This window comes from Pseudomonas sp. SBT1-2 (assembly GCF_028640875.1).
GTDB lineage: Bacteria > Pseudomonadota > Gammaproteobacteria > Pseudomonadales > Pseudomonadaceae > Aquipseudomonas > Aquipseudomonas chlororaphis_I.
This window is the reverse complement of sequence record NZ_JAQZAA010000085.1, coordinates 62,889-75,339: the sequence shown is the minus strand read 5'-3', so window position 1 is coordinate 75,339 and position 12,451 is coordinate 62,889. Positions and strand designations below refer to the sequence as shown.

Here is a 12,451-nt window from a genome sequence, read left to right as displayed (position 1 = left end):
AACAAGTAAGGTCGCCTCGCGCGGCCTGTTCGCAGACAGGTCATGGCGGGGCTTGAGTTCGCTAGTGTAGCGGCAGACGCCATAAAAAAGGGCGGCCTGAGCCACCCTTTATGCTTTCATCGACAGATTAATCGATCATTAACGTTGCGCAAGATAGACCCTTTCGCAACATGATCGCCGGCCTCAGTGCAGGCCCTGGATGTAGCTGGATACTGCTTCGATGTCCTTGTTGCTCAGCTTGGCGGCGATGCTGCGCATGATCATGGTGTCGCCGTCGTTGGTGCGGTTGCCTTCGCGGAAGTCGGTCAACTGCTTGGCTACGTACTGAGCGTGCTGGCCACCCAGGTGCGGGAAGCCGGCGGCGGCGTTACCCGTGCCATTTGGCGAGTGGCAACCGGTGCAGGAAGGCATGCCTTGATCCAGCTTGCCGCCACGGAACAATTCTTCACCGCGAGCCACGACTTTCGGGTCTGCCGCGCCGACGCTGCCTTTCTGGCTGGCGAAGTAGGCGGAGAGGTCGGCCAGGTCCTGATCGCTCAGGTTGGTCAGCAGGCCGGTCATTTCCAGCACCTGGCGCTTGCCGGACTTGATGTCGTGCAACTGCTTGTTCAGGTAACGCTCACCCTGACCCGCCAGCTTTGGAAAGTTAGGCACCATGCTGTTCCCATCCGGACCATGGCAGGCACCACATACGGCGGCTTTCGCCTGACCGGCAGCAGCGTCGCCTGCAGCATGGGCGACACCTGTGATGCCCAAGGTCAACAGCAGACTCACGAGTAATTTGTTCATCAGCTAATCCAACTACGGCTAAGGGTTAAGAGTTATGGACCGGGATCACTCGCTCATCCAAAGGATGATGGCTCGGTAATCCTCGGCACTGCAGTCCATGCACAAACCACGCGGCGGCATCGCCTTGAAACCCTGGGTCACGTGTTGCACCAGCGTCTCCATACCTTGCGCCAGCCTCGGCGCCCAAGCTCCCTGGTCCCCCTTGCGGGGAGCCGTTGGTAGTTGGCCGGAATGACAAGCCCCACAAACACGGTTGTACACAGCTTCCGGATCCTGTGTAGCCTGAGCGCTGTAAAGCGGTATCAGGACGCCGGCAGCCAGCAGCCATTTCGTCATAAAACGACCTTTTCAGGGTTGAGAGCGTGCTGCGTTCTAATGCGCAATCAAGGTCTATCGCTCTCGTGAACTTCATCCTACGCTGGGACAAAGCGCACACAAAATCTGCGGCATTATATACTGGCGTTACTGAAACGGAAACGACACCGCTCGCCGCGTCCATTCTCGGCACCGCCCCTATCGGAAATCCCATGCAACTGAAAAACCCCATTCTTGGTCTGTGCCAACAGTCCACTTTCATGCTCAGCGCCGCCAAAGTCGATCAATGCCCCGACGACGAAGGCTTCGAAGTCGCCTTCGCCGGGCGTTCCAACGCCGGCAAATCCAGCGCCCTGAATACCCTGACCCATGCCAGCCTGGCACGCACCTCGAAAACCCCGGGCCGCACGCAGCTGTTGAACTTCTTCAAGCTAGACGACGATCGCCGTCTGGTCGACCTGCCGGGCTACGGTTACGCGAAAGTACCGATCCCGCTCAAGCAGCACTGGCAGCGTCACTTGGAAGCCTACCTGGGCAGCCGCGAGAGCCTGAAGGGGTTGATTCTGATGATGGACATCCGCCATCCGATGACCGACTTCGACCTGCTGATGCTCGACTGGGCCGTCGCCAGCGGCATGCCGATGCATATCCTGCTGACCAAGGCCGACAAACTGACCTACGGCGCGGCCAAGAACACCCTGCTCAAGGTGCAGTCGCAAATCCGTAAAGGCTGGGGCGACAACGTCACCATCCAACTGTTCTCGGCGCCAAAACGCATGGGCCTGGAAGAGGCCTACACTGTACTGGCGAGCTGGATGGAACTGGCAGACAAAGGCGCCGAAATCGAAGTCTGAAAGACATAGATAAAACTGTCTGTGGAGTGATCAGGCAAGGCAAAAGCGCGGCTCGAAAGCGGAGTTTACTGGCTGTAAATGAGCATTTCGGGCCGCGCTTTTAACGCAGCATGATCGCGCCACAGGCAGTTTTAGGGCAAAAAAAACCCCGGACTTCGTATGGGGAGGGGAAGTTCGGGGTCCAAGTTCCGGACCGCTAGGGCGGGGTCCAGATATCTGCCAACACTTAACACAACATAGGAGCATCGAAGGGCTTCACCAGCCATTCAGATACTCTGAGTGGGCTTTCGCCGATTAAGTTCCGGGAGGTTTCAAAAACTATTGGCAATAGTCGATGAAATTTTCCGCACTAATAGCTCTTCGCCAGCCTTCGCCGCGGCACTATGCCGCGGCCAAAGTGCTGCGTTCTCGCCTCAGTGCGCCTCATCCCAGTTACTGCCCACCCCGACCTCGACCAGCAGCGGCACATCCAGGGTCGCGGCCTTGCTCATGTAGCCGCGAATCTCCTCGCTTACCTGGTCCACCAAGTCTTCGCGCACTTCCAGCACCAGTTCGTCGTGCACCTGCAGGATGACTTTGGCATCCAGGCCTGAGGTCGCCAGCCAGTTATCCACCGCCACCATGGCCTTTTTGATGATGTCGGCCGCCGTGCCCTGCATCGGCGCGTTGATCGCCGTACGTTCGGCGCCGGCGCGTTCCTGCGGCTTGTTGGAGTTGATCTCCGGCAGGTACAGGCGGCGCCCGAACAGGGTTTCCACATAACCCTGTTCCGCAGCCTGGGCGCGGGTGCGATCCATGTATTCGCGCACGCCGGGATAGCGGGCGAAGTAGGTGTCGATATAGGCCTTGGCGGTCTTGGTATCGACGCCGATGTCCTTGCCGAGTTTCTGCGCGCCCATGCCGTAGATCAGGCCGAAGTTGATCGCCTTGGCGCTGCGGCGCTGATCGGAACTGACGTCCTTGAGCTCGACCTTGAATACTTCGGCCGCGGTTGCCGTGTGCACGTCGAGGTTATTGCGGAAGGCATTCAGCAGCCCTTCGTCGCGGGACAGGTGCGCCATGATCCGCAGTTCGATCTGCGAATAGTCAGCCGCCAGCAGTCTGTAGCCAGGCGGCGCGATAAAGGCCTGGCGGATACGCCGGCCTTCGGCGGTACGCACCGGGATGTTCTGCAGGTTCGGATCGCTGGAAGACAAACGCCCGGTAGACGCGACCGCCTGATGGTAGGAGGTGTGGATCCGCCCGGTACGCGGGTTGATCTGCTCCGGCAAGCGGTCGGTGTAGGTGCTCTTGAGCTTGCTCATGGAGCGGTACTGCATCAGCACCTTGGGCAGCGGGTAGTCGTCCTCCGCCAGCTTGGCCAGCACTTCTTCAGCAGTGGACGGCTGGCCTTTGGCGGTTTTCTTCAGCACCGGCAGGCCGAGCTTGTCATAGAGAATCACCCCCAGCTGCTTGGGCGAGCCGAGGTTGAATTCTTCGCCAGCGATCTCGAAGGCTTCACGCTCCAGTTCCACCATCTTGTCGCCGAGTTCGATGCTCTGCACACGCAGCAGGTCGGCATCCACCAGCGCTCCCTGGCGCTCGATCCGCGCCAGTACCGGCACCACGGGCATTTCGATATCGCTGAGCACGCTGGCCAGGCTCGGGATCGCAGCCAGTTTTTCATGCAGGACCTGATGCAGACGCAGGGTCACATCGGCGTCTTCCGCCGCATAAGGCCCGGCCTGCTCGAGGGCGATCTGGTCGAACGTCAGCTGCTTGGCGCCCTTGCCGGCGATGTCCTGGAAGCTCACGGTGGTGTGGCCCAGGTATTTCTCCGCCAGGCTGTCCATGTCGTGCCGGGTAGCCGTGGAATTGAGCACATAGGACTCGAGCATGGTGTCGAAGGCGACCCCGCGCACCGTGATGCCGTTGGCCTGATCGCCGCCGATGGCGCAGTTGGCCAGGATGTTCATGTCGAACTTGGCGTGCTGGCCGACCTTGAGTTTGTTCGGGTCTTCGAGAATCGGCTTCAGGGCCCGCAGGACGGTGTCGCGATCCAGTTGCTCCGGCACATCGATATAAGAGTGGGTCAGCGGAATATAAGCCGCTTCGTTGGCCTGCACGGCGAAGGACAGCCCCACAAGCTGCGCCTGCTGGGCGTCGATACCGGTGGTTTCGGTATCGAAGGCGAACAGCTTGGCGTTCTTCAGTTTCTCCAGCCAGGCATCGAAGCGCGCCTGATCGAGGATGGTTTCGTACTGCGCTTCAACCGCCACCGGCGCTTCGACCTCAGCCTCGGCCTGGGTCAACAGGTCGGCCACCGGCTCGGGCGCCGCGGCGGCACTCAGCTCGAGACGCTTGGCATCGCGCTGCAGCTCGTCGAGCCAGCTCTTGAACTCCAGCAGGCTGTACAGCTCCACCAGCTTGTCGCGATCCGGCTCGCCCAGGTGCAGGTCGTCCAGGCCAACATCCAGCGGCACATCGACCTTGATGGTCGCCAGCTGATAGGAGAGGAAAGCCATTTCCTTGTGCTCTTCGAGCTTGGCCGGCAGGGTTTTGGCCCCACGAATCGGCAGGCTCGGGACGATATCGAGCTGTGCATACAGCTCGTTCAAGCCACCATTGACCCCCACCAACAAGCCGGAAGCGGTCTTCGGGCCGATGCCCGGCACACCCGGAATGTTGTCGGAGGAGTCGCCCATCAGCGCCAGGTAATCGATGATCTGCTCGGGAGCGACGCCGAATTTCTCCTTCACGCCCTCCACGTCCATGCTGCTACCGGACATGGTGTTGACCAGCGTAATGTGCCCATCCACCAGCTGCGCCATGTCCTTGTCGCCAGTGGAGATCACCACCGGCCGGTCGGCCGCCGCGCCACTGCGGGCCAGGGTGCCGATCACGTCGTCCGCCTCGACGCCCTCGACGCACAGCAGCGGAAAGCCCAGGGCGATCACGCTGGCGTGCAACGGCTCGATCTGCACCCGCATGTCGTCGGGCATGCTCGGGCGATTGGCCTTGTACTGGGCGTACATGTCATCGCGGAAGGTCCCGCCCTTGGCGTCGAACACCACGGCGAACGGACTGTCCGGGTACTGCTTGCGCAGACTCTTGAGCATGTTCAGCACGCCCTTGACCGCACCGGTCGGCATGCCTTTGGAAGTGGTCAAAGGTGGCAGCGCGTGGAAGGCGCGGTACAGGTAGGACGAACCGTCCACCAGGACGAGGGGGGCTTGGCTCATGAGCAGGATCAACCTTTTCGGCGGGTCCGGCGCTAGAATAGCGGGACCGTTGACGACAAAGGGACAAGGTTATCATGCGCACACTAAATCGCTTGCTGCTGGCCAGCCTGATTGCAATCGCGCCGATGGCCGTGATTGCGGCGGAGGATGCGCCATCGGCGGATCCGGAAGTGACCATTCGCACGGAAGGCGACAAGACCATCCAGGAGTACCGCCAGAACGGTTTCCTGTACGCCATCAAGGTCACGCCGAAGGTTGGCAAACCCTACTTTCTGGTGCGCGCCGACGGTTCCGATGGCAACTTCATTCGTTCGGACCAGCCGGATATGCTGATTCCGGCGTGGAAAATTTTCGAGTGGTAAACCACTCCTAACTTCAACCGGCGCTGGCTCGACAGCGGCGCCCGTACTGGCAGTTTTTAACCATGTCTGTGTTTACTCCCCTGGCTCGGCCCGAGCTGGAAACCTTTCTCGCCCCTTACGGGCTCGGCCGCCTGCTTGACTTCCAGGGGATTGCCGCTGGTAGCGAAAACACCAACTTCTTCATCAGCCTGGAACAGGGCGAGTTCGTCCTGACCCTGGTCGAGCGCGGCCCGGTCCAGGAAATGCCGTTCTTCATCGAACTGCTGGACGTGCTGCACGACGCCGACCTGCCGGTGCCTTACGCCCTGCGCACCACCGACGGCGTGGCCCTGCGCGAGTTGGCCGGCAAGCCGGCGCTGCTGCAGCCGCGCCTGGCCGGCAAGCACATCAAGCAAGCCAATGCCCAGCATTGCGCGCAGGTCGGCGAGCTGCTCGCTCACCTGCACCTGGCGACCAAGGACAACATGATCAAGCGCAAGACCGATCGTGGCCTGGACTGGATGCAGGAAGAAGGCTCGCAGATGCTCTCGCATCTCGATCCCCAGGCGCGGGATCTGCTGCAGCGGGCGCTGGATGAAATCGCCGAACAGAAGGTGAAGATCCTCGCGCTGCCACGGGCCAATATCCACGCCGACCTGTTCCGCGACAACGCGATGTTCGAAGGCACGCACCTGACCGGGCTGATCGACTTCTACAACGCCTGCTCCGGGCCGATGCTGTATGACGTGGCGATTGCCCTGAACGACTGGTGTTCCGACGCCGACGGCCTGCTCGACGGCTCGCGCGCCCGGGCCCTGCTGGGCGCCTACGCGACCCTGCGCCCGTTCACCACCGCCGAGGCCGAGCTGTGGCCAACCATGCTGCGGGTGGCCTGCGTGCGCTTCTGGCTGTCACGCCTGATCGCCGCCGAGTCCTTCGCCGGACAGGACGTGCTGATTCACGACCCGATGGAGTTCCAGCTGCGCCTGGCCCAGCGCCAGCAGGTCAGCACGCCATTGCCGTTCGCCATCTGAAAGCATCGCGGGCAAGCCTCGCACCTACGATCCCCTGTAGGAGCGAGGCTTGCCCGCGATAGCGTCAGCCGCCTTTACAGCGATTCCAGGCAACCCGCCAGATCGTTGCCCAGCTTCTCCAACACCTGCTCGTACCCCTGCGCGGAGGCCGGGGTGTAGCCGCCCAGCGCATCGAGCTCCGCCAGCTTCACCGGCAAGCCCGCCACCAGGGTTTCGGCCAGGCGCGGGCGCAATGGCGGCTCGCTGAAGACACAGGTCTTGCCGACTTCCTGCAAGCGCATGCGCATCGCCGCTACATGCTGCGCGCCTGGCTGCACCTCGGCCGCGATGCTGAACACGCCCGCGTGCTTGAGGCCATAAGCGTCTTCGAAATAATCGAAGGCTTCGTGGAAGACGAAGTAAGGCTTGCCGGCGATTGGCGCCAGGCGGGTTTTCAAACGGGCATCCAGGGCATCCAGGCGTGCGTCGAAAGCCTTGGCGTTGCTCTGGTAACGCGCGGCGTTGGCCGGGTCCGCGGCGCTCAGGTCGGCCGCCATGCGGTCGGCGATGACCCGCGCGTTGACCGGCGACAGCCACAAGTGCGCATCGAGGCTGCCCGGACGATGATCGTGATCATGTTCGTCGGCTTCTTCAGCGTGCGAGTGGTTATCTTCGGCGAAATGACGGAGTTTCAGGCCTGGCAGATCCTGCACCGCCAGCGATGGCAACGTGCGGCCCTTGAGCACCCGCGGCAGGAAGCTCTCCATGTCCGGGCCGATCCAGTACAGCAACTCCACCGACTGCACTTTGCGCACGTCGGAAGGGCGCAGCGCATAGTTGTGCGGCGAGGCACCCGGCGGCAGCAGAACCTCGGGCACGGCGATGCCATCCTGGACGGCGGCGGCGATCAATTGCAGGGGTTTGATGCTGGTCAGGACCCGGACCTCGGCCTGGGCCGAGCTGATCACGAACAAACTGGCGGTAAAAGCGACAAAAAGGGCAAAAAGTCGGGACACGATGACCACTCGAAGAGGCGAGAACGGGTAACATAATAACGTCTCTCACAATTATCGTCGCCGCTCATGCCTAAAACCCCCCTCGCCAGTCGCCCCCACGACCACTCTCACTGCGTGCACAGCGCGCTGTCCGAGGCCGATGCCCTGTGCGCGCGCCAAGGCCTGCGCCTGACCGCCCTGCGTCGGCGGGTGCTGGAGCTGGTCTGGCAAAGCCACAAGCCACTGGGTGCCTACGACATCCTCGCCGTGCTCAGCGAACAGGACGGTCGTCGCGCCGCGCCGCCAACCGTGTACCGCGCCCTGGATTTCCTCCTGGAAAACGGCCTGGTGCACCGCATCGCCTCGCTCAACGCCTTCGTCGGCTGCAACCACCCGGAACACGCGCACCAGGGCCAGTTCCTGATCTGCCGCGTCTGCCACGCCGCCATCGAGCTTGAACAAAAATCCATCAGCGACGCGATCATCAGCAGCGCCCGCGATGTCGGCTTTGTCGTCGAAGGCCAGACCGTTGAAGTGGTCGGCCTCTGCTCGGGTTGCCAGGGGGCTTGATGAGCACTGCCTTGATCCGCCTCGACCAGGTCGCGGTGACCTTTGCCGGGCAGAGCGTGCTGGACAACATCCAGCTCAGTGTCGAACCAGGGCAGATCGTCACCCTGATCGGCCCCAATGGCGCCGGCAAGACCACCCTGGTGCGCGCCGTGCTCGGCCTGCTCAAGCCCGACAGCGGCAGCGTCTGGCGCAAGCCGAAGCTGCGGGTTGGCTATATGCCGCAGAAGCTGCACGTCGATCCGACCTTGCCGTTGTCGGTGTTGCGTTTCCTGCGCCTGGTGCCCGGCGTGGACCGCGCGACAGCCTTGGCCGCGCTGAACGAAGTCGGCGCCGAACAGGTGATCGACAGCCCGGTGCAGAGCATTTCCGGCGGCGAGATGCAGCGTGTGCTGCTGGCCCGCGCCCTGCTGCGCGAGCCGGAACTGCTGGTACTGGACGAGCCGGTACAAGGCGTGGACGTCGCCGGCCAGGCCGAGCTGTACAGCCTGATCACCCGTTTGCGCGATCGCCACGGCTGCGGTGTGCTGATGGTCTCCCACGACCTGCACCTGGTGATGAGCACCACCGACCAGGTGGTCTGCCTCAATCGCCACGTGTGCTGCTCCGGCCACCCGGAACAGGTCAGCGGCGACCCGGCCTTCGTCGAGCTGTTCGGCCAGAACGCGCCGAGCCTGGCGATCTACCACCACCATCACGACCACGCCCACGATCTGCACGGCTCGGTCGTCACCGGGGCCGCGGCCGGTCACGTTCATGTTCACGGAGATAGCTGCAAGCATGGCTGATTTTCTGTTCTACGCCCTGCTCGCAGGCCTGGCGCTAGCGCTGGTGGCAGGTCCCCTGGGATCGTTCGTGGTCTGGCGGCGCATGGCCTATTTCGGCGACACCCTGTCCCACGCCGCCTTGCTCGGCGTGGCCCTGGGCTTTCTGCTGGATGTCAGCCCGGCGGTGGCGGTGACCGTCGGCTGTCTGTTGCTGGCGGTGCTGCTGGTCACCCTGCAACAACGCCAGCCGCTGGCTTCCGATACGCTGCTGGGGATTCTCGCCCCCAGTACGCTCTCCCTCGGGCTGGTGGTACTAAGCTTCATGCATGACGTGCGGATCGACCTGATGGCCTATCTGTTCGGCGATCTGCTGGCGATCAGCCCCGGCGACCTGGCGTGGATTCTCGGCGGCAGCGCCGCGGTCCTGCTGCTGTTGGTGGCCCTGTGGCGGCCGTTGCTGGCGATCACCGTGCACGAGGAGCTGGCCAGGGTCGAAGGCTTGCCGGTGGCGTCGTTGCGCCTGGCGCTAATGCTGTTGATCGCGGTGGTGATCGCGGTGGCGATGAAGATCGTCGGGGTGTTGCTGATCACTTCGCTGCTGATCATCCCGGCGGCTGCGGCTCAACGTCACGCCCGTTCCCCGGAGCAGATGGCGCTGGGTGCAAGCCTGCTGGGCATACTCGCGGTCTGTGGCGGGCTGGCGTTGTCCTGGTTCAAGGACACCCCCGCGGGGCCGTCGATTGTGGTCACGGCGGCCGCATTGTTTCTGCTGAGTTTTGTCCTGCCCCGTCGAGGGGTGTAGACTTGCTCGCTTTTTGCGCAATTAGAGAGTCGCAGGAATGAAGCCGTTCGCCTCCCGTTATCTGCTCCTTGTCGCATTTTCCCTGCTGCTGGGCGCCTGCCAGAGCACGCCGCCGGCTGAAGTGCCCGACGCCCGCGCCACGGCCATCGCACAGCTGCAGCAAAATATCGCCAGCAGTGAACTGGCCACCGCCGAAGACCAGTTGAGCGCCTTGCAGGCCCAGTCGCCCAACGACCCGCAGCTCGAGCAATACCAGCGCCAGCTGGCCGAAGCCTACCTGCAGCGCAGCCAGATCGTGCTGCAAAAGGGTGATGTCAACGCCGCCGCCACGGCCCTGAGCCGCGCCCGCGCGCTGATGCCCAAGGCACCGGCCCTGACCGGTGGCGTCGATGGCGCCATCACCCAGGCCCGTAAAGCCGAGCTGGAAAAAGCCGAAGCCGCGCTCAAGGCCGCTGAAGCCCGGCCGCCAGCCAAGCTGATCGACCCGGCCGCCGAGAGCACCACCATTGCGCTGAACCTCAGCGATATCAAGCAACTGCGTCGGCAACTCGATGCGATCGCCGCCGATGTGGTGAATTACCAGTGCGACGTGAGCATCCAGGCGCCACGCACCGAGGATTACCCCTGGCTGAAGACCCTGCTGAGCAAGCGGGTGAAGAAGCTCGATGCCGACTACGACCTGACAATCGAACGGCAGATCCTGCGCCACGTCCCGGCACAGATGGTGCTGAGCCCGCGCAAGCCCCAATAAACCCATCGCCCGCAAGCCCGCGGCTGTAGGAGCAAGCGGGCGGCGATCCGACTTGCCCGCGATGAACGATAACGCGGTACTACAGATGACCGTGGCGTCCCCATCGCACGCAAGCTGTGCTCCTAAACAAACATCTCGCCGCAATCGCCTTGGGCTCCCGCTCCCAGAGCCGGTGCCATAACCTTTGATCGCGTTATTGCCAAATCGAAGGATGAATACAAAATAAATGCTAAGAACCTCTATACGGACAGGCTAAAATGCGCGCCCGGCTAACCGCTGATCCTTTTCTAACGCGCCCCACAAGGTTCGCTACGTGATCGAGTTTCAAAACGTCCATAAAACCTACCGGGTCGCCGGTAAGGATATTCCCGCCCTGCATCCGACCAGCCTGAAGGTCGAGAATGGCCAGGTATTTGGCCTGATCGGCCATTCCGGCGCGGGTAAAAGTACCCTGCTGCGCCTGATCAACCGCCTGGAAAACCCCAGCGGCGGCAAGATCATCGTCGACGACGAGGAAGTCACCGCCCTGGACGCCAACGGCCTGCGCCGCTTCCGCCAGCAGGTCGGGATGATCTTCCAGCACTTCAACCTGCTGGCTTCCAAGACCGTGGCCGACAACGTCGCGCTGCCGCTGACCCTGGCCGGCGAGCTGTCGCGCAGTGCGATCGACCAGCGCGTGGCCGAGCTGCTGGCCCGCGTCGGTCTGTCCGATCACGCCAAGAAGTACCCGGCCCAGCTGTCCGGCGGGCAGAAGCAGCGCGTCGGCATCGCGCGCGCCCTGGCGACCAAGCCGAAGATCCTGCTGTGCGACGAAGCCACCAGCGCCCTGGACCCGCAGACCACCGCGTCGGTCCTGCAACTGCTGGCTGAGATCAACCGCGAACTGAACCTGACCATCGTGCTGATCACCCATGAGATGGACGTGATCCGTCGCGTCTGCGACCAGGTGGCGGTGATGGATGCCGGGGTGATCGTCGAGCAGGGTTCGGTGGCCGAGGTGTTCCTGCATCCCAAGCACCCGACCACCAAGCGTTTCGTCCAGGAAGACGAGCAGATCGACGAAAGCGAACAGCGCGACGACTTCGCCCACGTACCGGGGCGCATCGTGCGCCTGACCTTCCAGGGCGACGCCACCTACGCGCCGCTGCTGGGCACCGTGGCCCGCGAAACCGGGGTGGACTACAGCATCCTCGCCGGCCGCATCGACCGCATCAAAGATGTCCCTTACGGGCAACTGACCCTGGCTATCACCGGCGGTGACATGGAGGCGGCCTTCGCCCACTTCACCGCGGCGGACGTCCATATGGAGGTGCTGCGCTAATGGAACTGCTGACAAGTTTCTTCGCCAATATCGACTGGTACGAAATCTGGCTGGCCACCGGCGACACCCTGCTGATGCTCGGTGGTTCGTTGCTGTTCACCGTGCTGCTGGGCCTGCCCCTGGGTGTGCTGCTATTCCTCTGCAGCCCGCGCCAACTGCTGGAGCAGAAGAGCCTCTACGCCCTGCTGTCGCTGATGGTGAACATCCTGCGTTCGCTGCCGTTCATCATCCTGCTGATCGTGATGATCCCGTTCACCGTGCTGATCACCGGTACCTCGCTGGGTGTCGCCGGCGCGATCCCGCCCCTGGTGGTCGGCGCCACGCCGTTCTTCGCCCGCCTGGTGGAGACCGCCCTGCGCGAAGTGGACCGCGGCATCATCGAAGCTACCCAGTCGATGGGCGCGACCACCCGGCAGATCATCACCAACGCCCTGCTGCCGGAAGCCCGTCCGGGTATTTTCGCGGCAATTACCGTGACAGCGATTACCCTTGTTTCCTACACCGCCATGGCGGGCGTGGTAGGCGCGGGCGGTCTCGGCGACCTGGCGATCCGCTTCGGTTACCAGCGCTTCCAGACCGATGTGATGGTGGTCACCGTGGTGCTGTTGCTGGTGCTGGTTCAAGTTCTGCAAACCGTCGGCGACAAGCTGGTGGTGCACTTTTCCCGAAAATAAGTCGGCCCTGGCCGGCAGGCGTCCGGCACCGGGCGCCTCAC

General features: G+C 62.9%; 13 protein-coding genes. 9 read left to right on the top strand and 4 right to left on the bottom strand.

Annotated features, from left to right (window positions below):
- Positions 1–183 precede the first annotated feature (183 nt).
- Together PVZ78_RS17610 and PVZ78_RS17605 are read right to left on the bottom strand one after the other, a co-directional pair.
- On the bottom strand, positions 184–789 hold the full coding sequence (locus tag PVZ78_RS17610; RefSeq protein WP_273829011.1) for a c-type cytochrome: 606 nt from the start codon (positions 787–789) through the stop codon (positions 184–186).
- A gap of 45 nt (positions 790–834) precedes the next feature.
- Positions 835–1,125 carry a c-type cytochrome gene (locus tag PVZ78_RS17605; protein ID WP_009041528.1) on the bottom strand — a complete coding sequence of 97 codons (291 nt, stop codon included), beginning with the start codon at positions 1,123–1,125 and terminating at the stop codon, positions 835–837.
- Positions 1,126–1,316: 191 nt separating this feature from the next.
- Between PVZ78_RS17605 and yihA the strand changes: the two genes are divergently transcribed.
- Complete coding sequence (gene yihA, locus PVZ78_RS17600) at positions 1,317–1,958, top strand: ribosome biogenesis GTP-binding protein YihA/YsxC (RefSeq protein WP_009046280.1); 642 nt, start codon at positions 1,317–1,319, stop codon at positions 1,956–1,958.
- Positions 1,959–2,371: 413 nt separating this feature from the next.
- On the opposite strand, the gene polA is transcribed toward yihA, so the two are convergent.
- Positions 2,372–5,179: a DNA polymerase I gene (polA, locus tag PVZ78_RS17595; RefSeq protein ID WP_273829010.1), complete on the bottom strand. Its 2,808-nt coding sequence runs from the start codon at positions 5,177–5,179 to the stop codon at positions 2,372–2,374.
- 74 nt (positions 5,180–5,253) lie between these two features.
- Here polA and PVZ78_RS17590 point away from each other — a divergent pair, with 74 nt between their 5' ends.
- Entirely contained in the window at positions 5,254–5,541 is a 288-nt protein-coding gene (locus PVZ78_RS17590; RefSeq protein WP_007924295.1) for a DUF2782 domain-containing protein, read from the top strand.
- A gap of 62 nt (positions 5,542–5,603) precedes the next feature.
- On the top strand, positions 5,604–6,554 hold the full coding sequence (locus PVZ78_RS17585) for a homoserine kinase (RefSeq protein ID WP_016703912.1): 951 nt from the start codon (positions 5,604–5,606) through the stop codon (positions 6,552–6,554).
- Positions 6,555–6,628: 74 nt separating this feature from the next.
- On the opposite strand, the gene PVZ78_RS17580 is transcribed toward PVZ78_RS17585, so the two are convergent.
- Positions 6,629–7,558 (bottom strand): zinc ABC transporter substrate-binding protein, encoded by a 930-nt coding sequence (locus PVZ78_RS17580; RefSeq protein WP_273829009.1) that lies wholly within the window; start codon positions 7,556–7,558, stop codon positions 6,629–6,631.
- A 57-nt stretch (positions 7,559–7,615) separates the two neighbouring features.
- Here PVZ78_RS17580 and zur point away from each other — a divergent pair, with 57 nt between their 5' ends.
- The 6 genes from zur (at position 7,616) to PVZ78_RS17550 (ending at position 12,410) form a co-directional block, all read left to right on the top strand.
- Positions 7,616–8,098 carry a zinc uptake transcriptional repressor Zur gene (zur, locus tag PVZ78_RS17575; protein WP_007924301.1) on the top strand — a complete coding sequence of 161 codons (483 nt, stop codon included), beginning with the start codon at positions 7,616–7,618 and terminating at the stop codon, positions 8,096–8,098.
- Positions 8,098–8,883 (top strand): zinc ABC transporter ATP-binding protein ZnuC, encoded by a 786-nt coding sequence (gene znuC, locus PVZ78_RS17570; protein ID WP_009046275.1) that lies wholly within the window; start codon positions 8,098–8,100, stop codon positions 8,881–8,883. The genes zur and znuC overlap by 1 nt, the downstream gene beginning before the upstream one ends.
- A complete protein-coding gene (gene znuB, locus PVZ78_RS17565; RefSeq protein WP_009046274.1) occupies positions 8,876–9,664 on the top strand; it encodes a zinc ABC transporter permease subunit ZnuB in 789 nt (262 codons plus the stop codon). Before znuC ends, znuB begins: the two co-directional genes overlap by 8 nt.
- 37 nt (positions 9,665–9,701) lie before the next feature.
- Positions 9,702–10,415 carry a PA5502 family lipoprotein gene (locus PVZ78_RS17560; RefSeq protein ID WP_273829008.1) on the top strand — a complete coding sequence of 238 codons (714 nt, stop codon included), beginning with the start codon at positions 9,702–9,704 and terminating at the stop codon, positions 10,413–10,415.
- Between the two features lie 313 nt (positions 10,416–10,728).
- A complete protein-coding gene (locus tag PVZ78_RS17555) occupies positions 10,729–11,736 on the top strand; it encodes a methionine ABC transporter ATP-binding protein (protein WP_009046272.1) in 1,008 nt (335 codons plus the stop codon).
- Complete coding sequence (locus tag PVZ78_RS17550) at positions 11,736–12,410, top strand: methionine ABC transporter permease (protein WP_009046271.1); 675 nt, start codon at positions 11,736–11,738, stop codon at positions 12,408–12,410. The genes PVZ78_RS17555 and PVZ78_RS17550 overlap by 1 nt, the downstream gene beginning before the upstream one ends.
- Positions 12,411–12,451 lie beyond the last annotated feature (41 nt).

Coding starts and splice junctions, on each gene's coding strand:
- PVZ78_RS17610 (WP_273829011.1), bottom strand. CDS start 789: ATGAACAAATTACTCGTGAGTCTGCTGTTGACCTTGGGCATCACAGGT.
- znuC (WP_009046275.1), top strand. CDS start 8,098: ATGAGCACTGCCTTGATCCGCCTCGACCAGGTCGCGGTGACCTTTGCC.
- zur (WP_007924301.1), top strand. CDS start 7,616: ATGCCTAAAACCCCCCTCGCCAGTCGCCCCCACGACCACTCTCACTGC.
- PVZ78_RS17605 (WP_009041528.1), bottom strand. CDS start 1,125: ATGACGAAATGGCTGCTGGCTGCCGGCGTCCTGATACCGCTTTACAGC.
- PVZ78_RS17560 (WP_273829008.1), top strand. CDS start 9,702: ATGAAGCCGTTCGCCTCCCGTTATCTGCTCCTTGTCGCATTTTCCCTG.
- polA (WP_273829010.1), bottom strand. CDS start 5,179: ATGAGCCAAGCCCCCCTCGTCCTGGTGGACGGTTCGTCCTACCTGTAC.
- yihA (WP_009046280.1), top strand. CDS start 1,317: ATGCAACTGAAAAACCCCATTCTTGGTCTGTGCCAACAGTCCACTTTC.
- PVZ78_RS17590 (WP_007924295.1), top strand. CDS start 5,254: ATGCGCACACTAAATCGCTTGCTGCTGGCCAGCCTGATTGCAATCGCG.
- znuB (WP_009046274.1), top strand. CDS start 8,876: ATGGCTGATTTTCTGTTCTACGCCCTGCTCGCAGGCCTGGCGCTAGCG.
- PVZ78_RS17550 (WP_009046271.1), top strand. CDS start 11,736: ATGGAACTGCTGACAAGTTTCTTCGCCAATATCGACTGGTACGAAATC.
- PVZ78_RS17585 (WP_016703912.1), top strand. CDS start 5,604: ATGTCTGTGTTTACTCCCCTGGCTCGGCCCGAGCTGGAAACCTTTCTC.